Here is a 23,666-nt window from a genome sequence, read left to right on the forward strand (position 1 = left end):
GGCGCTGAGGCCCCGCCTCGCCTGCCTTCCTGTTTTATCGGCTGGGTCCGCCCTTGGACCTTTCGGCTCCCACGGCTGCCCCCGCACGGCTCTTCCTGGCCTTGGCTGCGCCTTTGCCCATGGTGACTGCTGCGCTGGGATGGGTACCTTCACTGCGTGCCGCAGTGAGCCGCCCGCGGATCTGGGCTTCGCTGGCGCCGGTGTCCTCCAGGGACTCCGCGAACTTTGCGTGGTGTTCGGCTGAGCCATAGCCGGTAGCTGATGCGGTTTCTGTTTTGAGTGCCTGATCTTTAAGTTGGCTGCTGTCGTTCCCTGTGACGCGCTCTTCTATTTCGCGGCCGACGCCTTCAAGACGGGCGAAGAGTTCCTTTTCGGCCCGTTCATACCGCTGCTCCATTGATGCAGATGGAGAGCCTATGAAGCCGCCTTCGGCCAGGAGCTTGGCTTCGTGCATCTCCTTGGCTGCTTTCACGAACACGGGGTCCCGGAAGTGCATGTCGCCGGCACCGCTGAGGTTCGCGGTGGTTTCTTTGCGCAGCTGCTCAATGTCGGGGCCGCTGATGCCATCCTTGCCAATAAGGAACAGCCGTTCTTTGATCTCAGAATCTGCCGCCGCAGCAGCTTTTGGTGTTTTCGCGTTGTGGGCGCGCTGAAGGGCCTGTGCCAGTTCGGGGTTTGCCAGGTACTCGACGGGTACCTGGTGGCGCTCCATTTCGGGTGCCAGCTTCGTCGCCTGGGCTCGAAGTTCTTCTGCCTGCGCAGCCGCGATCAGCTGCATTGCCTTCTCATGTTCGGCAGCGGCTTTCCGTGCTTCTTCCTGGCTGCGTGCCAGCTCGTCCAGCCGGGCCTTCCCGGTTGCGATAGTCGCGATTCCCGATTCAAGGTAGGCGGTGTCCGTGCCGACGTCGTGGGTGTCGATACCGTACCGGGCGAGGACTTCTTCGCGGATCTTCGCGGAGGCTTCAAGGGCGGCAGGGTCGTGGTCTTTCCAGCCTTCAGCGACGGCGTGTGCCGTGGCGATGTCGACCGGCTGGGCCTTGTCCCACCACTCATCCTTCTGTACGGGTGCGAGGACGGCGAGGGCTGAACTCCTTTCAGCACTAAGGCGGGTCTGGGCTTCGTGTGCAGCCTGGGAGTCCAGGTGTTCCTGCTGCCGCCGGGATTCCTGCCGGCGGCGGGCCAGCGTCTCTGCGATGCGTGAGGCGATCATCAGGGATTGCCGCATTCCGTTGTCGAAAAAGTCGTCGATGCCGTCTGATTCACTCATGGTGTTCCCCTTGCACTAGTGGTGTGATTCTTATCGGTCGAGTCCCGGCCCGGTATTGCGGCTGGGCTGATAGGTTTTCGCTGGTGTTCCGGGTGTTGGTGTCGTGGGAACCACCGAACCGGGACGGATCGGGGCCATGCCGCGGCGGGCAATATCAACAGCCCTCGGCGGCACCGCAGCCGCTTCGGCCGGCTGCCGTTCTGCTCCTACAAGGACGGCCTTGGGCATCGTCGCAGTGAACGGGGCGAGCTGGTTTTCGACCACTGATCGGATGCGTTGAGCTTCGCGGGTACGGCCGGACTGGGCGTGCATTTCGTACACCGCGAAGGCGGTGTTGATCAGCTGCACCATGAGTGCTGTTTGCGCGGCTGTTTTGTCCTTGCTCGACGCTGCCATGAATAACATGGCGGTGCCGGCAATGGAGGGCAGGGTGACGGGTTTGCCGTGCTGCCGGGGTGCCCGCAGTTGGGCTGTGCGGGACAGTTCGGCAGCTGTGGCCGCCAGCGGCCCTGGCGTGGCCTCAAGCCGGCATGACCATGCCGCGAAGGCACCGGACACTTCACGCGCTGCTTTGGCCCAGGTTGCGTGATCGTCACGCGGAATAATGCGTAGCTGGTCGGCCAGCGCTGTGGCGTTGCGGGTGTATTCCACCCACACATCTGCTGACGGGGTTGCATTCTCGGGGCCGGTCCTGGAGACCTTGCGCTTGTTGCGCGCGGCGGCGTTCCATTCCGCCGCGGCCTCGGTCGCCAGGTGCGGGGAGTCCATCCAGTCCTCACGCAACGCACCGAGCTTCAGGTCCGACGCGAGCGTTCCGCCACCGAACCAAATAGGCCGCTCCCCCGGCTTGGGGCGTTCCGCAACGGAGTAGCCAACGATGACGTCGGTGGTGTTCTTCGCGTAGCGCGGCCGGACCAGTATTCCGGTGTCCCGGGCGCGGCGGACGAACTCCGCTTCTGTAGCGGAGGCGCTGGCGCAGGCGCGCACCTTCCTGGCTAGGGAGGCGCGGTGCATTTCGCGTTCGTCCCGGACGGCGGTGGCCTTCTCGGCCCGGTCGTAGCCGCGGGTGGCGTGCACACTGGAGAGTTCTTCGAGGCCGTACTTGGTCTCCAGTTCACGGCAGGTCTGTTGTGCGCGTTTGTAGTCCCCGTGGGTGGAGGCTTTGGTGCCGTCTTCGCGGACGAGGGACACGGCGATGTGGATGTGGTGGTTGCCGTTCTCACTGGTGCCGTGGTTGATCGCGACCCATCGGCACTGCGCTTTTCCGCTGGCCTCGGTGAACCCCATGGTGTCGACGAAGTCGTTCGCGATGTCGCCCCACTGCTGGTCCGTCAGGGCACCTTCTTCGGCGCGGAGGCTCAGGGAACAATGCCACACATCGGCGTGCTTGTGCCCGTTCGGTACGCGTTCTTTTTTGGCCGGGTCCCAGCGGAAATCCTTCTGCAAGACCTCGACGCCGAAGGCCTTGCGGGGCTGGTCCAAATGATTCGCGATCGCGACCGCGTCGTCCCTGTCCAGGACGCCGTCGTCGTACCAGGCCATGATCGCCGCGTCCCCGGCCACCAGGTGCGGGTCGGTGTGCGCGTTCTTCGTCTTATCCGTGTCCGTGGACGCCAGATAGAGCATGAGCCCTGACATCCGGGAGCCGCGGGTGATGTTCGGAATCATGCCCTACATCAGCTCCTCGATCGTCCGGTCGATCCGCATCGCAACCTCGCGCACATACGCCAGTGCTGCCTTCGCGTCCTGGGGGAACTCATCGCCGGCGTTCGCGTGCCGGGCGATCTGGTTCACGTTGTTCGACACCCGCGCGAGCAACGTATGGATTGCCATCAGTTCGGCCATCGCCGCCCTGCGCTCCGTCGGCATCTCCGAGCCTTCCGACAACGCAGCGGTCAGCAGCAGGTTCGGGACCGTGACCTTCTGACGGGCAGCCTTCGCGATCAGGGCCGCCTCCTCCTCCGCAGTCACCCAGACATCGCGGCGCTTCTTCGTCCCTGCCGGAGCATTCGCACGGCGCCGCCTGGACAGCGGGGAGCGTGGCTTCTCATTCTCTTCAGACACGCACTCCCCCAATCCCCCCAACGGCCCAGCGCAGCGACCCCGAAACCGGGGACCACACAAGCCAGTGTGCCAAGCAAACAACCACAGGGCCGTGAGCGACACGCCATTTACACCCGTGTAAATGTATAGCTTGCTCCGCCGGACTGATTTTCGCGGCTCGCCGTGCGATGTCCTCGGGGCCGCACGCCGGCGCCGAGTAGGCTGGCACCATCTGTACAGCCAACCCTGGGGGAAACATGCTCACAGAACACAACCAGCCGGGCGAGCCTATGCCCCGTGTCGGGACGTCCACCTACTTGCAGCCGACCGCTTCACGTCCGGCGCACATTCTTCTCGAACTCGAGGTTGAGAAGAACTTCAGCCCGGCAAACCTGGCACGCCAGCGTGCCGCCGAAGAACGTCTCATCGGTGGCACCGACCAGGTCTGCGGAAGCATCAACAATGTCGCCACCCGTCACTTGCAGGAACTGACCGGAACAAAGGCACGCATCGTCGATGAGGGCTACGCCCTTACCATCGAGATGGACACCTCCGTGACTCCGGAATATCTCCAGCACGACAACGCATTTGGTGCCAGCAAACATGCCGGCCCGGTGCTGACCGCCGGTCAGGAATTGGCGCTTCCAGAACTGACCCGAAGCATCGAAGCCGCCCTGCCCCCGCTCGAACGCCACAAAGCCGAAACGCTCGCGCTGATGGCCGCCAAGGAGATCCCGCCTACGGCAGACGTGATCCGCTCCATCGACCGGGTAACACTCACAGAAGTCATCGAGCATCACGAACGCAGGTTGGGAATCGATGAGGTGCCCGTGCCAGCGTCCATAAGACTCGCCGGGCTCTCCTTCCCGCAACACCCAGGCGCATCACTGCACAACGCCGGAACCGCTCCAGCGGCATCGGCAGGTGCCGCAGGCTCACACCGCACCTCCCCCGACCTCGAACGCTGAACCGCAACACCGAAAGGCACCCGAACACCATGGCCTCCATCAACTGAGTATGGCAGTTTGATTCAGGACCGGTATGACGGTTCGAATCAGGACCACCCACGACTCGCCGGTTGCTTGTGACGGTTTGAGTCAGGACCACCTCAGTGTTGCTTTCATCTGTGAAAGCGAGCTTTGGAGGTCCCGGATGAGGGTGCGCATGGAGCTGTTTGCCAGGATCCGCCGAGATGCCCGTGTGGAGGGCGTGTCGATCCGCGGGTTGGCAAAGCGGTATCAGGTCGGCAGGGACACAGTCCGGCAGGCTCTGTCGGATCCTGTCCCACCAGCGCGGAAGAAGCCGGTGCGGTCATCGCCAAGGCTGGATCCGTTCAAACCGGCGGTTGATGTGATGTTGACCGAGGACACCACAGCGCCGCGGAAGCAGCGTCATACGGCTCGAAGGATTCTTGCCCGACTGATTGAGGAGCATGGAGCGGAGGAGCTCTCGTATTCGACAGTCCGGGACTACGTGCGGGTCCGCCGGGCCCAGATCGATCTCACAGCCGGCCGCCGAGTTGAGGTGTTCGTGCCGCAGGAACACGCACCCGGTGCTGAGGCCGAGGTGGATTTCGGCGAACTCTGGGTGGTGCTCAACGGCGTGAAGACGAAGTGCCACATGTTCGTCTTCCGGCTCTCCCATTCCGGCAAGGCCATCCACCGCATCTACCCCACCCAAGCTCAGGAAGCTTTTCTGGAAGGCCACATCGAGGCGTTCAACGAAATCGGGGGCGTGCCGGTCCGGCACATCCGCTACGACAACCTCACCAGCGCGGTCACTTCCGTGGTGTTCGGGCAGGGCCGGCAGCGGCAGGAGAACGACCGGTGGGTGCTGTTCCGCTCGCACTACGGCTTCGATGCCTTTTACTGCCAGCCCGGCATCGGCGGGGCGCACGAAAAGGGCGGAGTCGAGGGCGAGGTCGGCTGGTTCCGCCGCAATCGGCTCTCCCCGATGCCGGTCGTGGAGTCGCTGGACGAACTCAACGACCGCATCCGTGCCTGGGAAGCCCAGGACGAGCGGCGGCGGATCATGGACCGAATCCACACGGTCGGCCAGGACTTCGCCGCCGAACAGCCGTTCCTGGCACCGTTGCCAACGGAGGAATTCGATCCGGGCCTGATGCTCAACCCGACGGTGGACAGGTCATCGCTGATTACTGTGCGGATGGTGAAATATTCCGTCCCGGCGCGGTTCATCGGCCGGAAGGTCCGGGTGTCCTTGCGGGCATCCGAGGTCGTGGTTTTCGAAGGCCGGGCCGTGGTCGCCAGGCATCAGCGCGTAGCCGCCCGGTCCGGGCAGTCGGTCCAGCTGGACCACTACCTTGAAGTCCTCAAAACCAAGCCTGGGGCCTTGCCCGGTTCCACCGCACTGGCCCGGGCCCGGCAGTCCGGTGCGTTCACCAGTGCCCACGAGGCCTTCTGGGCAGCCTCCCGCCGCGTCAACGGCGATGCCGAAGGGACCCGTGAACTCATCGACGTCCTGCTGCTCCACCGCTCCATGGACGCCGCAGACATCCGGGCGGGGATCACAGCAGCACTGAGCGTGGGAGCAGTCAGTGCAGATGTCGTCGCGGTCGAGGCCCGCAGACACGCAACGGCATCTACCGGGGGTGGCTCCGGTTCAAACCGTCATCAGGGTGCTCTTGCTGAAGTGAATGTGCAACGGGTTGTCAGTCTGACCCAACGCCGGCTCATGGAACCAGCAGCGGTCATCGCGGGGCTCCCACCCGACACCCGCCCGCTTCCGTCGATCGGTGCCTATGACGAGCTGCTGGCCAAACGCAACGAGCATTCCGCAGGAAAACCGTCGAAGGAGAACATCTCATGAGCCCCACCGCACCGGCCACCACAATCACTCCGACCCTGCGCCGACGCCGCGGCCTGACCGAGCAGGCCGCGGTCGCAGCCGTGGATCAGGCCTGCCGCCGACTGCGCCTGCCCACCGTTAGGGCGGTCCTGGACGAAGCATTGAGCGTGGCCGGGAAAGAGCAGCTCTCGTACCAGGGGTTCCTGGCCGAGCTGCTGCTGGCCGAATGCGACGACCGGGACCGTCGCTCGTCGATCCGCCGCGTCAAGGCCGCGAACTTCCCCCGGGACAAGTGGCTTGGGGACTTCGATTTCGACGCGAACCAGAACATCAACCCCGCAACCATCCACACCCTGGCTACCGGGGACTGGATCCGCAAAGGGTCACCCCTCTGCCTCATTGGAGACTCCGGAACAGGGAAATCCCACCTCCTGATCGGCCTCGGCACCGCGGCTGCGGAGAAGGGCTACCGGGTCAAATACACCCTTGCGACCCGGCTTGTGAACGAACTTGTTGAAGCCGCCGACGAAAAGATGCTGGCCAAAACCATCGCCCGCTACGGCCGCGTCGACCTACTCTGCATCGACGAGTTGGGCTACATGGAACTGGACCGGCGTGGCGCAGAACTCCTCTTCCAAGTCCTCACTGAACGCGAGGAGAAGAACTCCATCGCCATCGCGTCCAACGAATCCTTCTCCGGCTGGACGAAGACGTTCACCGACCCGCGCCTGTGCGCCGCGATCGTGGACCGCCTTACCTTCAACGGCACCATCATCGAAACCGGCACTGACTCCTACCGACTTGCCCACACCATAGCCCAACAAAACGCCTAGTTGTCCGAAGCAAAGCACCTACCGGGCAAGTTTCTCTTCTGGATGATGGGGTTAGCGCGCTCGTGTCTTGCGGCCGTCAAGGATTAGGCTGACGACACCCGCTCCTATGAGGGCGAGGATCATATGAGACTTAGCACCCGTCCATGCGATTGCCAGGCCCAGTGGATATTGTTCATTGGCTACAAAGGTGCCGGATGCGACCGGGCTGCCAAGGATGGCGACGACAGCCAGAGTGGCCAACGCGATCAGCCTCGCGACTGTGCCCCGAATTATGAGGCTGTAGACCATCACCGCGGCCAGGGCGAGGACGACGAGGCTAAGCTGCCACACATAAGGCAGCCAGTCGCCGGAGACAGCAACAGGGCGTGAATCAAAACCTATGACAGCGTAGATTTCCGATAATTGCAGCTGCAGGGTCAGGTAACCCGCCAAGAGAGTAAACAGCAAAGGGCTGGCCAAGGCGGCGACGATAGAAATAGTCGGGCTGCGCCCCTGCGAGCTGGTTGTAGTTTTATCCGGGCTAGATGTCTTTTCCAATTTTGTCCCCCAACTAGTTGTCCTCCGACTCTAAACCCCAATCGAATTGACTGGAAGCAGCCGGTCCGCGAACTATCAGCGACACAGGTTTCGCCGGAGCTTGGCATAGCGGGGGGTGCTAATGCTGGAACCTTGGTGGCCCTGAATCAAGCCGTCCTAGTGGTCCCGAATCACGTTGACATATTCAATCAACATCGAAGAAACCAAAAACCAGGCCCGAGCCCTGCTCAACTCACGCATCAAATCCGTCGAAGAACTCGTCCAGGCACGCCAACGCGTGACCGACCTCAAAGACCAGCTCGCCGCGGCTGAACGCGACGACAAACGCGCCTACGTCAAAGCCACCCGCGACGGCTGGAGCCCCGACGAACTCAAAAAACTCGGTCTCGAACCGGCGGCCGCAGGCCGCCGCCGCAAAGCCCAGGCCAAGACCGCCCGCACCCCCAACGACACCGCGACAGACGCTGATTCAGCCGATGGGGAAACCGCGCAGGATCACTAAAGCCCCTCGTCCACAGGGGCACGGCAAAAGCTAAAAACCTTCGGGCTTTTCCCGCACCCAGGTGGACGACGGGACCCACCTGACCGGCTGCACACAAACGCCAGGACACCAAGGTGGGAACCTCACCAGCGGGACCGGCGAATGTGCACAGCCTGGGAACGCTGAAGTCACCAACGGAGCCCTTTCCCATGGACCAAGACCGGCGCCGCCGGCCAACCCGACCCGGGGGTCAGGTTTCTTTCAGCAGGGACGACACACACCGTCCACGCGGGGCGAAGTTGGGCAGGGACGGAACCATGATCAGTGACCGGCTTCTAAGGCGCTCGGTGGGCTTCCAGCCCGGTCACCGGCGGTGACAACCACAAGCTGCAGGGCGGAGCTCATCACCACCAAGTACCGCAGGCCCGCGTGATCCAAGCAATGGCACCAACCGCGTAGACAGGCATCACAAACAACCACTTAGACGACGAAGGCCGACACCCATAGGTGCCGGCCTTCATGCTGCTTTGGGCCTGGATCCTCTAACGTCGGCAGAGACATCGGCGTCCGGAATGGCCTGATCCTACCCGGCCGCCGGCCGCAGCTCGTGATGGTCGCGCCATGCCTGCTCGCCGTCTTTGTACTCCACGGTCCACTCGTCCACGCCAACGCGTTCAACGATGACAGCCTGCTCCCAGCTGGACCCATCGCCCCGCAAAACCTCAACGGCGCTCTCGTCAGGGAACGGGTTGTGGCTACCCAGGTACTCGCGAATGGTTTCGTCAAGAGGTGTTCGCCCACCCTCGGGGGCCGCATTCACCCACTGCTCCATGGGGTCGGTTCTAGCCCAGCGCGTTGCAAGGCCAGCTACGTAGTTCGTCTCGTTGTCGCTCATGGCTTGCCGCTGCTCCAATCCGTTGTTGTTAGGCCCGGGAAGACTCTGTTGCCAGATAGTGGCCGTTATCGGTCGCGTTGCAGATAGGTTCCCGATGGGAACTCACAGCCGATCCGAAAATCCCTTCCAACGAACGGCTCCCCCCGGCCATCGACTCCGTGACCAAAGCCAGCATGGACGACAACCTGCTCCTGAACGGTATCGCCACCCGGTTCCTCGGCGACGTCGACGATGATTGGCAGGTCATCGGGCAGCCCAGCGAGGGCCTCACGCAACTGCCCTACCGTCCAGGCGTGAGCGGCGTGTTCGAAGTCCATTGTCAGATCCTTTCACCTGGCACTGACAAAAGGGCGATGACCACCGCGTCAGTCCTCGCCGTCGAGGGCTTCAGCCTTGATGGTTCCGGCGGCGATACGTTCCTGGGTCTCCTGGTAGCAGCGCTCCAGGTAGGTTTCCAGGTCATCCTCACTGACACGCCACATGCGGCGGCCTCCACTGAGTTGCAGGGCGCGCAGTTCCCCCGATGAAACCAAGGCGTATACGGCTGGCATGCCCACGTTCAGGATCTCCCTGACCTGGGCGAGAGTCAGCAGCCGCGGGAACCTCGGCTTCTCCGGTTCAAGTGCTGGTATCTGCTCGATGTCCTTGCTCCACTTCGGCATGCTTATTTGTCCTCGTTCCGTTGTCGAATTTCTTCGCGGGTGCGCTGCCCGGGGCGGAGTTCCCCCGCGGGGACTCCCGGCCATTTCCTGCCGCCGTTGTACTTGCGCTGCAGCCGCTTCACTTCCCGCAGCGTCGCCGCCTCGATCAGGTCGGTGATGGACGCGTACCCCTCGAGGTGGCCGGCTTCCTGGACGGCCGCGCGCACCTGGTCGGCGTCGGATTCAGTGAAGTAGGGCGAAAAGGATTTGTTCTTCTTAGGCACCGGGAGCCTTGGTCTCCGGGGCAACGCGTTGCAACAACGCGTTGTGTACCTTCTCCAAGGTGGTGCTGCGCGCCTCGGCGCTGGCGAGCTTCTTCTCCGCTTCCGCTGCCGCGCCGGCGGCAGCGCGTTCTGCCGCACGTGCTTCTTCGAGCTCCGAGCCCAGGGCGGCCAGCCGCTGCTCCAAAGCCTTCACCTCCGACTCCACGGCGGTGATTCGGGCTTGAAATTCGGCGGCCGCGGATTCCTTCTCTACGGCCGCCTTGTCCAGGTCCGCCACCAGTTCGGCGATTTCCTGGTCTTTGTCCTTGCGTTCCTGCGCCCAGGCCGTCTCGACGGCGGTGTGCCGTTCGGCGGCCTGGGTGGAAGCCTCGGCCCAGACGGCTGCGGCGAGCCGGGTCGCCTGTTCGAGCAGGGCGGGCGGCGTCGCGGCCACCTGTCCCCCGGCGGCGAGCTTCTCCTCGTTCCATTCCTTCAGGTACCGGGTAGCGTCCGCGTTACTGACACCCGCAGCCGCACGGACCGTGGAGACAGTCGGGCGGCGCTCGGCGCTGATCTGCTCGGCGGCGGCAAACACGCGGTCTTTCACGCTCGTGGTCATGGCGGCTTCTCCAGTAAAAGTAGTAGCAGTAGTAACGCTACTACTCCTACTACTACTTTTCAACGCTTAGAACGGCGGTTCGGAGTCGGGGCCGGCGCCCCAGCCGCCGGCGGTGCTGGTCGCGGGAGTCGCCCACGCATCGTCCTGCGCGGTGGGTTGCCCTGCCGGGCTGGCTGGTGTTGCCCTGGTTGCCGAAACCACCATTCCCCTGTTCGGCCTGGCCGCCGCTGCGCTGGGTGCGGTTGACCTTGGCTGTCCCGAATCCCGTGAGTTTATGCCGGAGTGCGGGATCCCCTGATCCGCGCGGATATTCGCCGAAACCACTCATTTTGCCTCGCTGCGTGATGTTTGAAATATTTTCATGATTCCTGAAGCTTCTGTGATATTCATGATCGGTGCGATGTATTGCCGAACCTAGGGGTGCATGATGGTGCTTGCCGCTGTCCGCTCCATCGGGTTCAGCCGGGCACTTCAATCTTCACAGGACGAGGAGGACTTCGAGCAGGAACTTGTGGATCAGTTTGCGCTGGCCCAGGTTGGTGCGGGTCTCACTGACCAGTTCGTCCGGACAGAGCGTTCGGTGATCTTCGAGTTCGCCCGATTTCTAGGGCAGCCTGTCTGGACGGCCTCGCCGTCCGATGCCGACCGGTTCCTGGCGTATCTGCGGCACGAGCGGCGACAGGCGCGGGGCACGCGGGAAAGCAAGGCAGGAACTCTTGCCCGGTTCTTCGATTTCCTGATCGCGAGATATCAGGGCGATGTCCATGCCCTGACCGGTTATGTGCTCACGCAGCCGATCGACGAGTTCAACCGTCCCTCAAGTTCCTCCTCAACGTCCGCCCGGGTCCCGCCCAGCGACCCTGAAGTTGAAGCTCTCTTCGCGCAGTGGCGTGATGCGTTGCCCACCGCACGAAAGTACCTGCCCGCTGCCCGTGACTATCTGGCCGCCTCCCTCTGGCGCCGGGCCGGACTGCGGATCAACGAGACTGTGATGCTCGACGTCAAGGACTGGCGGCCGGACCTCGGAGACCACGGCAAGCTCCACGTCCGTTTCGGGAAAGGCAGCCGCGGCCGCGGCCCGAAACCCCGGCTTGTTCCCGCGATCAATTCCGTCGATGGGCTGCTGGACTGGTGGTTCACGGATGTTCGTCACCAATTTGGCGACGACTACCTGGACCCTGATGCTCCGCTGCTTCCGAGCGAGCGGCGCGACCGTCACACGGGTGGCTGTGCCCGGGCCGGTGACGATGCTCTCCGTGCCGGGCTGGCCGGGGCCGTGGAACGCTGGCTACCTTCTTGGAAGGGGCGGCTGAGTCCGCACGGGCTGCGCCACTACTGCGCGTCTTCCCTCTATGCTCGCGGCCTTGACCTGAAGGCAGTGCAGGAACTGCTGGGACACGAATGGCTGTCGACCACAACCCGGTATATCCATGTCCATGAGAACCACATTAACCATGCATGGGCCGTCGCTAATGAACGAGTGGCCGCCCGGCTGACAGGAGAGTGACAGGATGCGTTGGAATCTACGGATGGTCGCCGCGGAGCGCGGAATCTGGAAGTCGACCGAGCTGCGCCGCCAGCTTGCCGATGCCGGCCTTGAAATCAGTGCGGGCAAAATGTCAGGTCTCTGGACCGGTACCCCTACCACGATCCGCCTTGAAGACCTCGACATCATCTGCTCCGTGCTCAACTGCTCGCCAACTGAACTGCTGATCCGTGAACCGGAGAAGGTCGCCGCTGCACGCCCACCAAAAGCGCACGCCGCAGCAGCCGGTTCGGTGCCATCCGTGGTTCCCCGGCTCGGGCGAAACCGGTCCAAGCCCCCGGCATGAGCGGATCCCATCCACCTCCCACATGCACGATCTGCGGTCAGCGGCCGGTCGCGTGGAGCGCCCCGCGGCGCACAAAGTTCTGCTACGGCTGTATGCCAGGAGGACCCTACACCCCGCCGCCATGCCAGCGCTGCGGACGCACTGACAGCTACTACTCCGCCGGCCTGTGCGACCGATGCCACCGCAGTGCACCTCAACAGGTGGGTGCTTGCAGGGACTGCCACGCCTGGGGCGTGACACGCACCCATCAATGGCTCTGCGAAGCGTGCCGGCACTGGCGGAAGAAGCACCCACGAGGGAAATGCACAGCCTGCTCCGCGGACACCGCCATCAATGACGACCAGGCGTGTCGGCTCTGCTGGAGCCAGTTCATCACCAGCGGAGGCAGGAAAGGCGGCATTGATCTGCTGAAGGCCAACCGGTTCGGGCAGCAACTCTCCCTGGCCAACCTCCGACATGCCAGCGTGGGCCAACACCGCGGCACGCGCCGGAAGCGCGAAGAACCGCCCAACGCGGTCCACGCGCCAGCGTTCACGCCCGTCACCCATCGCCAGCTCACCCTGTTCCCGGCGGCCCGCGACCTTGCCAACGGCCTCGCCCACGGCTTCCCCCCGCCGGCCGAACCGAGAATGGCTGCCTTCCTGGATCAACTCCTGACCGAGCACGCCCGCAAACACGGGTGGAGCCTGACACACACCAAAAGGACACGCCGCGGACTGGCCATCGCGCTCGGCCTGCAGGACACTCCCGGGGCACCACTACGCGCGACGGACATCCTCGGTCTGCAGGGCATAGGAATCACAACCCTTCGGCTCCTGGAAGTCTGCGCGGCCGCAGGCCTGCTCGAAGACGACCGGGAACCCGCCGTGGACAAATGGTTCAAGACCGCGACAGCTGAGCTGCCGGAGCAGATGAGGAACGAACTCGACAGCTGGTACACCATCATGCTCAACGGCAGCAGCACCCCACCCCGCAGCAAACCCCGCTCGGAAACAACAACCCGCCTCTACCTGCGCTGGTCACTGCCCGCCCTGCACTCCTGGGCCGCTTCCGGACAAACCTCCCTTCGGGAAATCACGCCGGAACACGTCAAGGACGTCCTTCCCCCGTCCGGTAACCCGCGGGCTGCTATGGGGCAAGGACTACGTTGTCTGTTCCGTGTCCTCAAGGGCCACCGCGTCATATTTTTCAACCCAATCGGCCCGATGCGAACCGGCACCCATGAAACCCGCCACCCGATGCCTCTGGCCTCCGCCCAGCTGCGCGACGCGATCAACTCCACAAACCCGGCAGGGGCAGCACTCACAGCGATCGTGGCCTTTCACGGACTGAGATCCGGACAACTACGCAAGCTGCAACTGACCGATATCCACGACGGGCGCCTCCATCTGGACCAGCGCACCATCCCGCTGGCCCAACCGGTCCGGGACCGGCTTTCCGTCTGGCTGGCCTACCGGGAACGGCACTGGCCATCGACGAGGAACCCGCACGTCTTCATCAGCAGGCGCACCGCCCTGGACAGCGCCCCTGTCGGCGTCCAATGGATCACCACCTCCATGGGGATGACCGTCCAACAAGCCCGCGAGGACCGGATCCTGTACGAACTGCACGCCAGCGGCGGCGACCTCCGCCGTATCTGCGACATGTTCGGCCTGAGCATCGCCGGAGCGAACCGCTACTCCACCGTCCTGGCCCACCCAGGCCTCCAAACGGTTAACGCCACACCTTCGGGCCACCATCACCAGCACAAAGCGTCAACAGGGGCCACGTCCTGATCCTCTCGACAAGTTGAATCGTGCCGCGCATGGGTTACCCCAGCGGACGATGCACCGGACGGGTCCTACGGGATCCTTCGACAATCAGGGCAAATCAACAGCGCAGGTGGTGAGGGTCTCTCCTTTGAAGGACCGGCTAACGGGACAGGTTCGAAACCGAACCCTTGCGGGACGAGGCCGAGAAAATCATGGCTTGCGCGATCACCCTGGATGCTTCGTTTGTTCGTGCTTCGATAAGGAGCAGACGCCTGACGATATGGTTGAGCATCATTAGCCGCAAAATCTTGGGGGAAGCGATGATAATGGCACTCTCGACAGCGGAAGTAAATCCACTGATGCCGTCCTGGGGCATCTTGAGATTCATGCTGGTGCTGAATGCAGTCCTGTTCATTGCCGCGCTAGTGAGCATTGCGCGTAATAGAACTCATACCACCGGCGGCACGATCGTCTGGGCTCTCATTGTCCTTTCGATACCAGTACTTGGTTCGATTCTCTGGTTCTTGGTCGGGCGCAGGGACTCTGGTTCTCGCCTCCGCAATCTATCGAGTTAGCGGGTAGAGCGGGCGCCAGATTCCGTGCCGCAACCCTCTCTAAACTGCTGCAGTCAAGGTTCGCCGGCTGGGCAGGCCGGGGACGGGTCCGAGATTACGCCTGGCGGGACAGCAATAGGCACTCGTGAAGTTTAGGCTTCACCTGCCTGCGCGCATGTGGAATAGTGCCATTAGGAATTGGGGTTTAGAAGTGACAAAACGCAGACGTTTTCGAGTCATCGCTGTAGCTACTTTTATTGCAGCAGTCCCGCTGACAGGATGTGGGGCGCAAAACCAACCTAGCGGCCAAAATCTACCTGAGTTCGGCTCCATAGATGAGGCCTACACCGCTGTCGATAAGATCCTGGGTTGTGAACCTGACCCCATTGGTGAGCCAACTGTTCCGATGGGAGATGGCGTTCGACTGACGTCGGCGCAGAAGCTGTGCTTTGAAAACGTCCAGATAGACCTCTACACGGATCAGAAGGCTCTTCAAGAGAGCTACCAGATCTTGTCTGATACGAATCAGGGCAAAGTCCATCTCGTACACGGAAAGAACCGGATGGTTGTGGACTTCAGTCAAATGGCAACTGGCCAACCGCCGACGCGGAGCATCGAACGCCTGGCGACGGAACTGAACGGCGAATACGCAATCGTCGGCGTATAGCTGGAACAATCCCACCCAGAACCTACTTAGAGGTTCCAGCCCTCACGTCTACGGCGTGAGAGAAGGCGCGAGCATTCAGGGGACCTGGGCGGTCACCGACCATCGCCCAGACCACGATATTCGCGGCCACGATGACTAGCAGCAGCAGGGCCGCGATAAGAATTCCGCGAGGTCTCATACCGGGAAGCCTAATTCCGTTGAGGGAAGGAAAGAGACCGTATGGGGTTCGTCAGAAGGAGCGGTATAGCTTTGGCTTTGCATAGAGCCAGGCAACTATCCCGAAGATGGGCACGAAAACCATCACGAGCACCCAACCGATTCTGACAGCTGGGTCTAACCGAGCGTTCCCTATTACATCAAAAATGCCCCAGATGATGGCACCCAAGATGAAGACCACGAACGCCCCACCGAGCAGTGCTAAAACCCATTGCCAAAGTTCCATAATTTCCCCCGATGATGGTTCTTCAGACACTTTGAACATTCAGCAAAGCACGCCGTGGCCAAAAGAGATAGGAGATCTGGGACCTAGCATCAGACGGAGCTGTATGCGAGCCGGTCCTGTCCCGCACACGGTTCCGGGGCCGTACACGGTGCAGGCTTGCGCAGACAGACGAAGTCTTGTCAGGACACTTCCGGGCTGCTCTTTCGCAGCTTTTCGATTCGTTTGGTTGCCACCATTGCGGGCAATGAACCAAGCACTCCGATGAGCCCTGACGCGAACATCAACCAAAGGGCCGGGTAAAAATTCCCGTTTAGGTTATTTTCGTCCGCCACAATCCCGGCGTTGGTCAGCGCCACGGTTCCGCAAATGAGCAGCGTGACGCTCACGGCAAAGGCAAGTGTCCAGAAGTTGCTTCGAGTCTTATACAAGAGGCCCCCAAGTCTCATGACACGGCTCGTAATTGAGCCGAACTTCGAATCAGACTACATCCGGTTCAACGTCCTCCTCCGCATGGGCAACTGGTGGTTGACCGTCCCATAGACGTTCCGGTGGCGGTCTCCTATTCGCGGCGCTCTTGCCTCACAGGTTTGAGGTGCTCGGGGACGCCACCGTTTTGGAGGGCTGGATAGGTGCATGTGAACTCGCCTCGATATCCGAAGAGAAACCCGAGGATGGGGTTCCGGACCTGCATCTGGATCGTGAACACGCCTCGGGCATCATCAAAGCTCTCGAAGAGGTCTGCCGTGCCTGTGCAAACGGCGGGAAATTCGAACGCCGCGAAGCCTTCGTAGAACCTTTGTGCCCCTGATTGCAGATGTAGTGATCCATCGGGCATCACCTCTAAAGCAAGGTCAGTAGCAAGGTGCTGGTGGGTGCCGAGGTAGTCAACGATGCCGCCAGTATGTTTGCTGTGCACCATGGTGGCGTCGAAGCGCCGGCGTTTGGAGTTGGTTAGTTCCAGAGTCCTGACGAAGGTAACTGTAGGACGGCCGAAGCCATCGATGTATGGGTAGTTCTCGATCGTGAAAGGAATGTTCTTTCCCTGGTCGGGAAACAGGATGTTGCGGTAGGCCCCCAACTGCAGAAACGGGACTGTCCACCACGCCCCGCGGCGGACCTCTGAGAAGGTCCCGCGTCCCACGCACGCGTAGCCTGCTTCAGTGTCAACGCCGAAGCGTTTCTGCAGCATAGGGTGCAGTCGGTGGAAGTCATTGCCGAGTGCTAATTCAAAGATTGACGCCACGTTTATCCCTGCCCTCCCGAGTTGGCGCCAGACCAGGTGTGGCTGGTTCAGGCAGATCAGCAAGTGCCGACGGGGAACGCCCGGACCGTGAGTCCGGTGCCTTTCGCAGGCATCGTCCTGCCCTGGGTACGGTCCGGTGGGGCGTCAGCATCAACGAAGCTACCGCGATTGTCAGGCCCAGTGCTGCGGGGCCGGCGGTTCGTCCTGCCAGGGCTCGGCGGAGCATGACGCAGGCGGACAGAACGCCGCATGTCCTGGCTGCGGCATCGATCAGCCAGTGGTTTCGGGAGTCCCTGGGATCGAGGTCAGACTCGGCCCACATTCTCAGGCGGTCAAAGCTTATTGCTGTCGCCCACCCCAAGGCTGGGCGGAATACCCATGAGTCCAAGGCCCTTCCGAGAGCACCCATTCCCGGCTGATAGTTGTACCCCGTGATGAACCGCAGGCCGTCCTCTGTTGGGATGTAACGCCAATAACCGGAGCCTTGCCCGATGGGTGACACAGGGTCAGCGGTGTCGAATTTCAAAACCGAGGTGGCCTGCCCGTCATGCCTAAACCGGTGCCCCAGCGACGTACCCGTTCCCCGGATGACATAGAGCGGAAGGCGGAACTCATAACGAAAATGAAGAGGCCCCTGGCCGTCTTGCTCAATCGGGGTAATTCGGGAGAACCGCAAATCCCATCGAGGGTGCAAAGACGGGTCTTGGCTTAGCTTCCACACCCGGTCCATTGCCGCCCGAATACCAATCTCAACGTAAATCGGCCTGCGTGACACAGCAGCTGTCCGGCGCATTTTTCCCCCCACTGCAGCATCATAAAGGGCAGCACGTACACGACCGCTAAGACCCACACGACGCCCAAGCCTCGTTGCCAGCTCGATCTGAATGCCAGCAAGACCAACTGCCCCGTAAAGGGTTGACTATCAGGACGCAGCAATAGCGGCAATCATAGAGACAGACATGCTGGCAATTGACGTCAGGAGGACTACATGCGGAAATCGGGACTAACCCTATTTCTCGTGGTGCTGCTGGCCGCTTGCGCGCCGTCCGCTCCAGCAGACTACCCGCGTGCCGCCTCTGCCGATGACCGCTGGGGTGTCGGTGTCAGCTTCCCCGTCTATGAATCCTTGGACCACTGCGACGATGACCCGAGTGTCGAGAAGTCCCTCATAACCGCCGACATGCCTACTTCCCGCCTGGGTATACGACTGAATGCAGGATCGGCAGAGGTCGACGCCGTGCGAGTCGCATATTGCGTTGATCAAGCCCTAAGCAGCGGGAAGGTCACGATTCTTTCCCCAGAAGAAGTCAGCCAAGATCCAGCTTTGCCATCAACTCCGCCTTCCCCTGAAGCCGATGATGGGGCCGGCGCAGCCGAGCGCAGTGATTGCCGCGAATCGTTCACTTGGCCAAGTTCTTCAACACAGCTGCCTGCGCTTCCGGCTACTTCTGCAACTGCCGCCAGCTGCGGGCCCGAACCCGCCCCACTGACCGAAGAACAAATGCGCGGAGCCACACCCGCCCCGATGCCCCCTCAACCCCAGCCCCATGCAGAAGGGGATTCAGCGGACTCACAGGCCCAGAGCTTCAATGGAGAGCAGCGTGAATGGACCTCCGAAAGAATGAGGAGCGCTTCGCCTGCACCAATGCCCAGCACTCCCTAACCAGGGAATCGAACAAACTAACCATCAAATTGCCGCCGCCTACCAGATCGGAGACGCGACGCGGCTGAGTGTGCCGATAAAAGTTGCAGTTGCGAACGCATGCCCCTGACCACGGTCGGCAGGATGTTCAAGAAGCGTTCGCAGGGCTATTCTCGGCAGATGAACGAACACTTGGTTTCGGCCGAGGCCGAGGGATATACATTTACGTTCGGCATTAGCCGAACGACACTTCGGATAGCTGGGCTATGTGCAGTCGTTGCCGGAACAACCCTTGCTGTCCTGATAAACGCCACGGAACCGTTCCGCGTCCCCCTGGGAATTGCCCTGGGAGTCCTCGCGATCACCCTGCTAATCGCCTACGCCGTCAGCAGTTCATCGCGGGCGCACGAGCTGAATCCGGTGCCTCTTACTGAACGCACCAGGGATCGCCGAGTGATATTCGGCAAGGTAACGGGCAAGAAGTCCCTGGCGGCGGAACTTGCCCTCCTTGCAGAACTCCATAGAAGTGGCGCACTTTCTGACGAGGAATTTAGCGCTGCCAAACGTCGCATCCTTGGGAGCAGATAGCCTTGAAGTGCTCGCTCCCGGCTGAGGATTTGCTGTCGAGGTTCGGTTCCCGGTAATCCGACCGACGCCAAATGGGTGTGCCTAGGATGACCACATGAGCATCCCGGAAGATACCGACGAACCTCTGCAGAAACTGCCAGCGGGAATGCCAAGAAGGTACGCAGAATATAAGCGAGTCACTTCGGATGCTCTGGTACCTCCGCCAACTAACGTCGGCGGATACAACGAACTCCTCAGCTATTTCCAAGAGCGAGGTGAAACGCTGCCACGCAAAGCAGAAAGCCTCGCCACTCTTGATCAAGCCATCAATGATGGTTTGCCGGCCGAGCTTGTCCGCCCTATCGGGATGTTCTACGGAGATCTCCTCACGCACACTGTTCCCGGCGCCCACTGGGAAGTAGTCGAGGAGGGATACCCCCTGGTTCGGATCACCAGGAAAACTGCTGTCGACGTCGTCCGAGTCGCGTTACGGCGCCTGGCCACCCCGAAGCCCACCCTCGAACAAAACTATGCCCACGTCCTCGAACTCGTCAGGCAAGAACCGTAGAGGGTTCGGCATAAGAGGCAGCTGGGAAGAGGCCTACCCTACGTGCGCTCCGCGTTCTGCTGGCGGATTTCTTCGCGGGTCCGGCGGCCGCGACGCAGCGCTCCAGCGGGGAGGCCAGGCCATTTCTTGCCGGCGTTGTGCTTGCGCTGCAGGCGCCTGACTTCGCGCATGGTTGCTGCCACAATGAGGTCCGACACGGAGGCGTACCCCTCCGGGGCGCCGCCGGCCAGGAACGCCGCGCGGACCTGGCCAGCCTCATCTTCCGTGAAGTACGGCGTGAAGGCTGCGACCTTCTTAGCCCCCACTACTCACCACCATGCCGGCTCACCGGCGGGCCGGTAACGTTGATCCTGCCGGCCGGGTTCGCCTCCGTGCCGAACCACGGGTCGTCGTCGGCGAACTCCCGGTCGCTGATAGTGAACCCGTCCACCGGGGCACCATCATTTACCGCACTTTCTGGACTTGGGTTCGCGCCGGAAGACGCTTCACTTTTAGTGAACCCACGGGGGACGTTGGCGTAGCGCAGTGAGGGGCCAATCTCGTCCACCTCGAGCTCGATCACGGTGCGCTTCTCGCCTTCCTTGGTTTCATAGGACCGGGACTTCAGCCGCCCGGTGACGATGACGCGCATGCCCTTGGTCAGGGACTCGGCAACGTTCTCAGCCGCTTCCCGCCACACAGACGCCCGGAGGAAAAGCGTCTCGCCGTCCTTCCATTCATTGGACTGCCGGTCGAAGGTCCTGGGCGTGGATGCGATGGTGAAGTTCGCGACCGCGGATCCCGACGGAGTGAATCTCAGCTCTGGATCTGATGTCAGGTTTCCTATGACGGTAATGGTGGTTTCGCCGGCCATGATGGTTCCTTTTCCTCGTGTGCTGGTGATGTTCTCGGTGTCTGTTGTGGGTTCGTTCTGAGGTTCGTTCCCACCCGGTTCGTCGTGGGTGAGGTCGTTGGGTTGGTACTGGTTCGCAGTATGTTCGTCCCACAGTCCGCCCTCCCCGAGCGGGGTGCGACTGATCGCGTCAAGGAACCCGTCATCCCCTCCCCTGCCCGGAACGGCGTAGCCCTCGTACAGGTCCTCACTGAGAGGTTCCACAATGGCGGGTTCCACAACGTAGGGATCCACAATGTCGGCGGGAATCCTGCCGCTGGGGTTAACCTGCCGGAACAGGTCCACCTCCAACGGGATCCGCGGGCTGAGGTTGAACCCGACGACCGGGCGCATTCTCTCCACGGTCCTCACGCCGCCCTGTGGCTCATGGCCGCTTGGACGAGCTTGTCGCGGCGCAGGCCGGACCAGTGGTCCTGGTCATCGGCGTTGTTCACAACCACCGGTGCCTGGGAGTAGCCGAGTTCGGCGGTGATGTACTCCAGCGCCGCCGGCACTTCGGTGATATCAACGGCCGTGTAGGTGATGCCTCTGGAGTCGAAGTAGTCCTTCGTCTTCTCACAGTTCGGACAGTCGGGCTTGGTGTAGACCGTGTAAGCGGTCGGTGAAGCAGTCATTTTCAGCACCTGGTTTCGTATCAAATAAGTTTCGTTCGTCTGGCTGACTTGCTACCTCAATTTTAGCAATCATTCAACTGAATGACTAGGGGTTTTACCGCGTATTATCGCGGTTTTTTCCTCCATTATTGACCCCGCCATAGCTGCAGGCCATGTCCTCCAGAATCACGGAAGGAAGGCTGGTGACGCCGCCGGCGACCGTGGTCATCCCCGCCGGCTCCCCCAGCGGCAGCCCCCCTGTGCCTTAGAGGGCTCCCGCCTGGTTCAGTGACGTGCGGCCGGGGGCGAAATGTGAGAGTTGGTGTGTGTCGTCCCTGCTGAAAGAAGATCGACCCAGAGTGAAAGGTGCCCCGGCCTCCCAGGCTTAGACCATGGGTATGGTTGCCGGCCGCCGTCCGGGCACGTGAACTTGAAAAGTAAGCATGCTTGTTATTAGGTTGGTGTCAGTTCTCCGCCTGGCCCCCATCAGGCGGAGCGCGACCTGGAAGGCCCTGCTCACGTTCTGCGTGCGGCGGGGCCTTTCGCTATCCGCATTTGCGCAGCAAATGTCGGTGTACGGAACGGCAGAAGGAGTGTGCATTGGCTCAGGGCGATATCGAGACGTACTACGAAGACGGTTCATGGAAGAACAAGCGCGAGGGCACTGACCGCGCGTTCGGTGCCGGCTACGGCACCAAAGACGAAGCGGTAGCTGCGGGCCGGGAGGCGGCCCAGGCTGACAAGGTGGAGCACGTGATCAAGAACCAGGACGGCCAGATCAGTTCCAAGAACAGCTACGGCAACGATCCCCGGAATGTCCCGGGCTGATTGCTACCCGTCAATAGGCCTCGGTGGCCTGGAGATACAAGAAGGGCCGGCTCACAACGAGCCGGCCCTTCTGCGTTCTCCTCGGCAAAGGAAATCTACGGATTCAGCCTAGCTGAATGTTGTGGATGGTGCCTGCAGCTGTCCTGGCGGACGTCGTTGTTCCCTGGGGGCGCGGCACCGTGGTGGTATGGGGAATGGGTGCGTTGATCGGCGGTCCGCCGCTGGTGAGTGGTTGCTGTGGTTCGTCCTGGGCGGCGGACCGCCCGACTTCTGGAAGGTTCCGTCCCTGCCTGTGGTGATTGGCTGGGGCCTTGCCGGGCGGTGGGGGTCCGCCCGGCAAGGGGTCCTTATGCCGCTGGTTCGTCCTCGGCGGGCTTGCCGCTGTCGATGATGATCTGCTCAGTCTCACTTGCCGTGTATCCCCAGAGGACTAGCTGGTTCAGGTAGTCCCGGTGGGATTGGCTGGGTGAGCGCCACGAGTCTTTTTGGATGGTCTTTTCATACCCGGCGCAGACCAGCGCAAGCAGTCCGAACTCCGGGCGGGCCGTTGTTTTGGCGACGTGATCCCGGAGCGGGTTCCACGCCCACTGGTTGGATTCTTCGACCTTGGCTCCGACCATTTCAGCGGCCACTTTGCCCTCGTAGCCGCTGGCGGTTTCGGGGTGGTGGGTGATCGCGTGGAGGGTGAAGTACTGCCAGCCCTTGGGTGCCTGCTTCTTGGCCAGCAGGCTTTTGACCCATTCACGGCGGACGGTGGTCGCTGACTGCATCAGCTTGTTGTTCTCGATCAGGGTTTTCCGTTCGGCTTTCTGCTCGTCGGTCATGGGGCCTTTCGGGGCTGAGGACGTGCCGTAGCCGCTGTAGTAGCGGAGCGTGAAGCCCAGCTCTTTCCAGCCGGTCACGACGGCGACGGCGGAGTGCTGCCCGCGATAGTCCGTCTCGATGTAGACGGCGTTTCCGTCTTCGTCGGTGGCCGGTTCCCCGTCGGCCCTTTTCAGGGACGTGACCCGGAGGGTTTCGCTGTCCTCGCCGTACCCGCATTCGGGAACAACGATGGTTCCGGCTGCTTCCAGTTCTGCGGTGAGGGCTGCCAGCGCGGCGGCGCGGTCGCGCTTGTCGCGCAGCTGCTGGGTGACGTGCAGGAGCATGTCGGGTTCGTCCATGATGACGGACTCGAGTTCGGCCGTTGCTTCCTCGTCGTCCTCAAACTCGGCGAGAATGAGGGCTTCTTCGATGGTGTATCCCTTGCCCAGGGCGGCGGCTCCGGTCTCGGTGGACTTGGCTTTGAGGGCGGACTCGACGGTGGTCTTGGTCCGTCCGGTCTTCTTGGCGATCGCGGCCGCCGAGACGCCGATCAGGGACAGCTGGTGGTAGGCGTCGGCCTCGTCGGCCTCGGTCAGTTCGGCGCGCTGGATGTTCTCCACCACCTGCGTGACGATGCGTTCGGCTTCCTCGGGGGACTCGATGATCATTACGGGGATCAGGGGCCGTCCGGCTTCGACGGCGGCGCGGGTGCGGCGCTGGCCCATCAGGACGTGCACGGTTCCGTCGTCCTTGCGGTGGGCGACCACCGGTTCCATCACGCCGTGTTCCTTGATGCTGGCGACGAAATCTGTGGTCAGGGCGGCGTCTTTCCGGACGTTGATGTCCACGGTCAGGGTTGCCGGGTCAAGCATTTCCAGCGTGGGTGCTGCAATCAT

The 23,666-nt window shown here is 62.1% G+C and carries 29 protein-coding genes and 1 pseudogene; 12 read left to right on the forward strand and 18 right to left on the reverse strand.

Annotated features, from left to right (window positions below):
* Positions 1-34 precede the first annotated feature (34 nt).
* Genes HTS88_RS18645 through HTS88_RS18655 form a run of 3 tightly spaced genes read right to left on the reverse strand, consistent with a single transcriptional unit; the run spans position 35 to position 3,331 of the window.
* Positions 35-1,267, reverse strand: a complete 1,233-nt coding sequence (locus tag HTS88_RS18645; protein ID WP_174181033.1) for a hypothetical protein — start codon at positions 1,265-1,267, stop codon at positions 35-37.
* A gap of 30 nt (positions 1,268-1,297) precedes the next feature.
* Complete coding sequence (locus tag HTS88_RS18650; protein ID WP_174181042.1) at positions 1,298-2,935, reverse strand: relaxase/mobilization nuclease domain-containing protein; 1,638 nt, start codon at positions 2,933-2,935, stop codon at positions 1,298-1,300.
* Positions 2,936-2,938: 3 nt separating this feature from the next.
* Positions 2,939-3,331, reverse strand: coding sequence for a MobC family plasmid mobilization relaxosome protein (locus HTS88_RS18655; protein ID WP_321202375.1), 393 nt, complete (start codon positions 3,329-3,331; stop codon positions 2,939-2,941).
* A 236-nt stretch (positions 3,332-3,567) separates the two neighbouring features.
* Between HTS88_RS18655 and HTS88_RS18660 the strand changes: the two genes are divergently transcribed.
* The 3 genes from HTS88_RS18660 (at position 3,568) to istB (ending at position 6,951) form a co-directional block, all read left to right on the forward strand.
* Positions 3,568-4,278: a hypothetical protein gene (locus tag HTS88_RS18660; RefSeq protein WP_174181044.1), complete on the forward strand. Its 711-nt coding sequence runs from the start codon at positions 3,568-3,570 to the stop codon at positions 4,276-4,278.
* A gap of 184 nt (positions 4,279-4,462) precedes the next feature.
* Complete coding sequence (gene istA / locus HTS88_RS18665; protein ID WP_174181046.1) at positions 4,463-6,139, forward strand: IS21 family transposase; 1,677 nt, start codon at positions 4,463-4,465, stop codon at positions 6,137-6,139.
* On the forward strand, positions 6,136-6,951 hold the full coding sequence (gene istB / locus HTS88_RS18670; RefSeq protein WP_174181048.1) for an IS21-like element helper ATPase IstB: 816 nt from the start codon (positions 6,136-6,138) through the stop codon (positions 6,949-6,951). Before istA ends, istB begins: the two co-directional genes overlap by 4 nt.
* Positions 6,952-7,002: 51 nt before the next feature.
* Here istB and HTS88_RS18675 read toward each other — a convergent pair whose 3' ends face one another.
* Positions 7,003-7,488 carry a hypothetical protein gene (locus tag HTS88_RS18675; protein WP_246256466.1) on the reverse strand — a complete coding sequence of 162 codons (486 nt, stop codon included), beginning with the start codon at positions 7,486-7,488 and terminating at the stop codon, positions 7,003-7,005.
* Between the two features lie 175 nt (positions 7,489-7,663).
* On the opposite strand from HTS88_RS18675, the gene HTS88_RS18680 reads away from it, so the two are divergent.
* Complete coding sequence (locus HTS88_RS18680; RefSeq protein ID WP_174181050.1) at positions 7,664-7,990, forward strand: hypothetical protein; 327 nt, start codon at positions 7,664-7,666, stop codon at positions 7,988-7,990.
* A 562-nt stretch (positions 7,991-8,552) separates the two neighbouring features.
* Here the strand turns inward: HTS88_RS18680 and HTS88_RS18685 are convergent.
* From HTS88_RS18685 to HTS88_RS22515, 6 genes and pseudogenes are all read right to left on the reverse strand, one after another.
* Positions 8,553-8,801 carry a tudor domain-containing protein gene (locus tag HTS88_RS18685; RefSeq protein ID WP_246256468.1) on the reverse strand — a complete coding sequence of 83 codons (249 nt, stop codon included), beginning with the start codon at positions 8,799-8,801 and terminating at the stop codon, positions 8,553-8,555.
* Positions 8,802-8,929: 128 nt separating this feature from the next.
* Positions 8,930-9,181, reverse strand: a complete 252-nt coding sequence (locus HTS88_RS18690) for a DUF6225 family protein (RefSeq protein ID WP_174181054.1) — start codon at positions 9,179-9,181, stop codon at positions 8,930-8,932.
* 48 nt (positions 9,182-9,229) lie between these two features.
* Positions 9,230-9,526 (reverse strand): helix-turn-helix domain-containing protein, encoded by a 297-nt coding sequence (locus HTS88_RS18695; protein ID WP_174181056.1) that lies wholly within the window; start codon positions 9,524-9,526, stop codon positions 9,230-9,232.
* A 2-nt stretch (positions 9,527-9,528) separates the two neighbouring features.
* Positions 9,529-9,789 carry a ParB family protein gene (locus tag HTS88_RS18700; protein ID WP_174181058.1) on the reverse strand — a complete coding sequence of 87 codons (261 nt, stop codon included), beginning with the start codon at positions 9,787-9,789 and terminating at the stop codon, positions 9,529-9,531.
* Positions 9,782-10,387, reverse strand: a complete 606-nt coding sequence (locus HTS88_RS18705) for a DNA-binding protein (protein WP_174181060.1) — start codon at positions 10,385-10,387, stop codon at positions 9,782-9,784. Before HTS88_RS18705 ends, HTS88_RS18700 begins: the two co-directional genes overlap by 8 nt.
* 66 nt (positions 10,388-10,453) lie before the next feature.
* Positions 10,454-10,676 (reverse strand): annotated as a pseudogene (locus tag HTS88_RS22515) (single stranded DNA-binding domain-containing protein); the annotation flags it as partial.
* 135 nt (positions 10,677-10,811) lie between these two features.
* On the opposite strand from HTS88_RS22515, the gene HTS88_RS18715 reads away from it, so the two are divergent.
* The 3 genes from HTS88_RS18715 to HTS88_RS18725 all read left to right on the forward strand — a co-directional run bounded on the left by HTS88_RS18715 (position 10,812) and on the right by HTS88_RS18725 (position 13,994).
* Positions 10,812-11,894 (forward strand): tyrosine-type recombinase/integrase, encoded by a 1,083-nt coding sequence (locus tag HTS88_RS18715; RefSeq protein ID WP_238340941.1) that lies wholly within the window; start codon positions 10,812-10,814, stop codon positions 11,892-11,894.
* 4 nt (positions 11,895-11,898) lie between these two features.
* On the forward strand, positions 11,899-12,219 hold the full coding sequence (locus HTS88_RS18720) for a helix-turn-helix domain-containing protein (protein ID WP_174181064.1): 321 nt from the start codon (positions 11,899-11,901) through the stop codon (positions 12,217-12,219).
* 233 nt (positions 12,220-12,452) lie between these two features.
* Positions 12,453-13,994 carry a site-specific integrase gene (locus HTS88_RS18725; protein WP_174181066.1) on the forward strand — a complete coding sequence of 514 codons (1,542 nt, stop codon included), beginning with the start codon at positions 12,453-12,455 and terminating at the stop codon, positions 13,992-13,994.
* Positions 13,995-14,130: 136 nt separating this feature from the next.
* Here the strand turns inward: HTS88_RS18725 and HTS88_RS22260 are convergent, their stop codons facing one another.
* Entirely contained in the window at positions 14,131-14,358 is a 228-nt protein-coding gene (locus tag HTS88_RS22260) for a hypothetical protein (RefSeq protein ID WP_174180997.1), read from the reverse strand.
* On the opposite strand from HTS88_RS22260, the gene HTS88_RS22520 reads away from it, so the two are divergent.
* Positions 14,357-14,545, forward strand: coding sequence for a PLDc N-terminal domain-containing protein (locus HTS88_RS22520; RefSeq protein ID WP_425515571.1), 189 nt, complete (start codon positions 14,357-14,359; stop codon positions 14,543-14,545). The two genes, HTS88_RS22260 and HTS88_RS22520, sit on opposite strands and share 2 nt — an antisense overlap.
* A 190-nt stretch (positions 14,546-14,735) precedes the next feature.
* Positions 14,736-15,191 carry a hypothetical protein gene (locus HTS88_RS18740; RefSeq protein WP_174181068.1) on the forward strand — a complete coding sequence of 152 codons (456 nt, stop codon included), beginning with the start codon at positions 14,736-14,738 and terminating at the stop codon, positions 15,189-15,191.
* A gap of 229 nt (positions 15,192-15,420) precedes the next feature.
* Here the strand turns inward: HTS88_RS18740 and HTS88_RS18745 are convergent, their stop codons facing one another.
* From HTS88_RS18745 to HTS88_RS18755, 3 genes are all read right to left on the reverse strand, one after another.
* On the reverse strand, positions 15,421-15,663 hold the full coding sequence (locus HTS88_RS18745) for a PLDc N-terminal domain-containing protein (protein ID WP_174181070.1): 243 nt from the start codon (positions 15,661-15,663) through the stop codon (positions 15,421-15,423).
* Between the two features lie 149 nt (positions 15,664-15,812).
* Positions 15,813-16,019, reverse strand: a complete 207-nt coding sequence (locus HTS88_RS18750; RefSeq protein WP_174181072.1) for a hypothetical protein — start codon at positions 16,017-16,019, stop codon at positions 15,813-15,815.
* 173 nt (positions 16,020-16,192) lie between these two features.
* Positions 16,193-16,876, reverse strand: a complete 684-nt coding sequence (locus HTS88_RS18755) for a DUF4166 domain-containing protein (protein WP_174181074.1) — start codon at positions 16,874-16,876, stop codon at positions 16,193-16,195.
* Between the two features lie 1,822 nt (positions 16,877-18,698).
* Here HTS88_RS18755 and HTS88_RS18760 point away from each other — a divergent pair.
* The gene (locus HTS88_RS18760) at positions 18,699-19,106 is read left to right on the forward strand and encodes an SHOCT domain-containing protein (RefSeq protein ID WP_174181076.1); all 408 of its coding nucleotides are present in this window, start codon (positions 18,699-18,701) and stop codon (positions 19,104-19,106) included.
* A 94-nt stretch (positions 19,107-19,200) separates the two neighbouring features.
* Entirely contained in the window at positions 19,201-19,653 is a 453-nt protein-coding gene (locus tag HTS88_RS18765) for a DUF6278 family protein (RefSeq protein WP_174181078.1), read from the forward strand.
* Positions 19,654-19,691: 38 nt separating this feature from the next.
* On the opposite strand, the gene HTS88_RS18770 is transcribed toward HTS88_RS18765, so the two are convergent.
* The 3 genes from HTS88_RS18770 to HTS88_RS18780 are packed head-to-tail and all read right to left on the reverse strand — an operon-like array spanning position 19,692 to position 21,159.
* On the reverse strand, positions 19,692-19,958 hold the full coding sequence (locus HTS88_RS18770; protein WP_174181080.1) for a ParB family protein: 267 nt from the start codon (positions 19,956-19,958) through the stop codon (positions 19,692-19,694).
* Positions 19,958-20,878 (reverse strand): single-stranded DNA-binding protein, encoded by a 921-nt coding sequence (locus HTS88_RS22525; protein ID WP_238340940.1) that lies wholly within the window; start codon positions 20,876-20,878, stop codon positions 19,958-19,960. The genes HTS88_RS18770 and HTS88_RS22525 overlap by 1 nt, the downstream gene beginning before the upstream one ends.
* Positions 20,879-20,892: 14 nt before the next feature.
* The gene (locus HTS88_RS18780; protein WP_174181082.1) at positions 20,893-21,159 is read right to left on the reverse strand and encodes a glutaredoxin family protein; all 267 of its coding nucleotides are present in this window, start codon (positions 21,157-21,159) and stop codon (positions 20,893-20,895) included.
* A gap of 579 nt (positions 21,160-21,738) precedes the next feature.
* Here HTS88_RS18780 and HTS88_RS18785 point away from each other — a divergent pair.
* Positions 21,739-21,966 carry a DUF2188 domain-containing protein gene (locus tag HTS88_RS18785; RefSeq protein WP_174181084.1) on the forward strand — a complete coding sequence of 76 codons (228 nt, stop codon included), beginning with the start codon at positions 21,739-21,741 and terminating at the stop codon, positions 21,964-21,966.
* Between the two features lie 347 nt (positions 21,967-22,313).
* Here HTS88_RS18785 and HTS88_RS18790 read toward each other — a convergent pair.
* On the reverse strand, positions 22,314-23,666 hold a 1,353-nt coding region (locus HTS88_RS18790), incomplete at its 5' end, for a ParB/RepB/Spo0J family partition protein (protein WP_174181086.1).

The organism is Pseudarthrobacter oxydans (assembly GCF_013314975.1).
Classification (GTDB): Bacteria; Actinomycetota; Actinomycetes; order Actinomycetales; family Micrococcaceae; genus Arthrobacter; species Arthrobacter oxydans.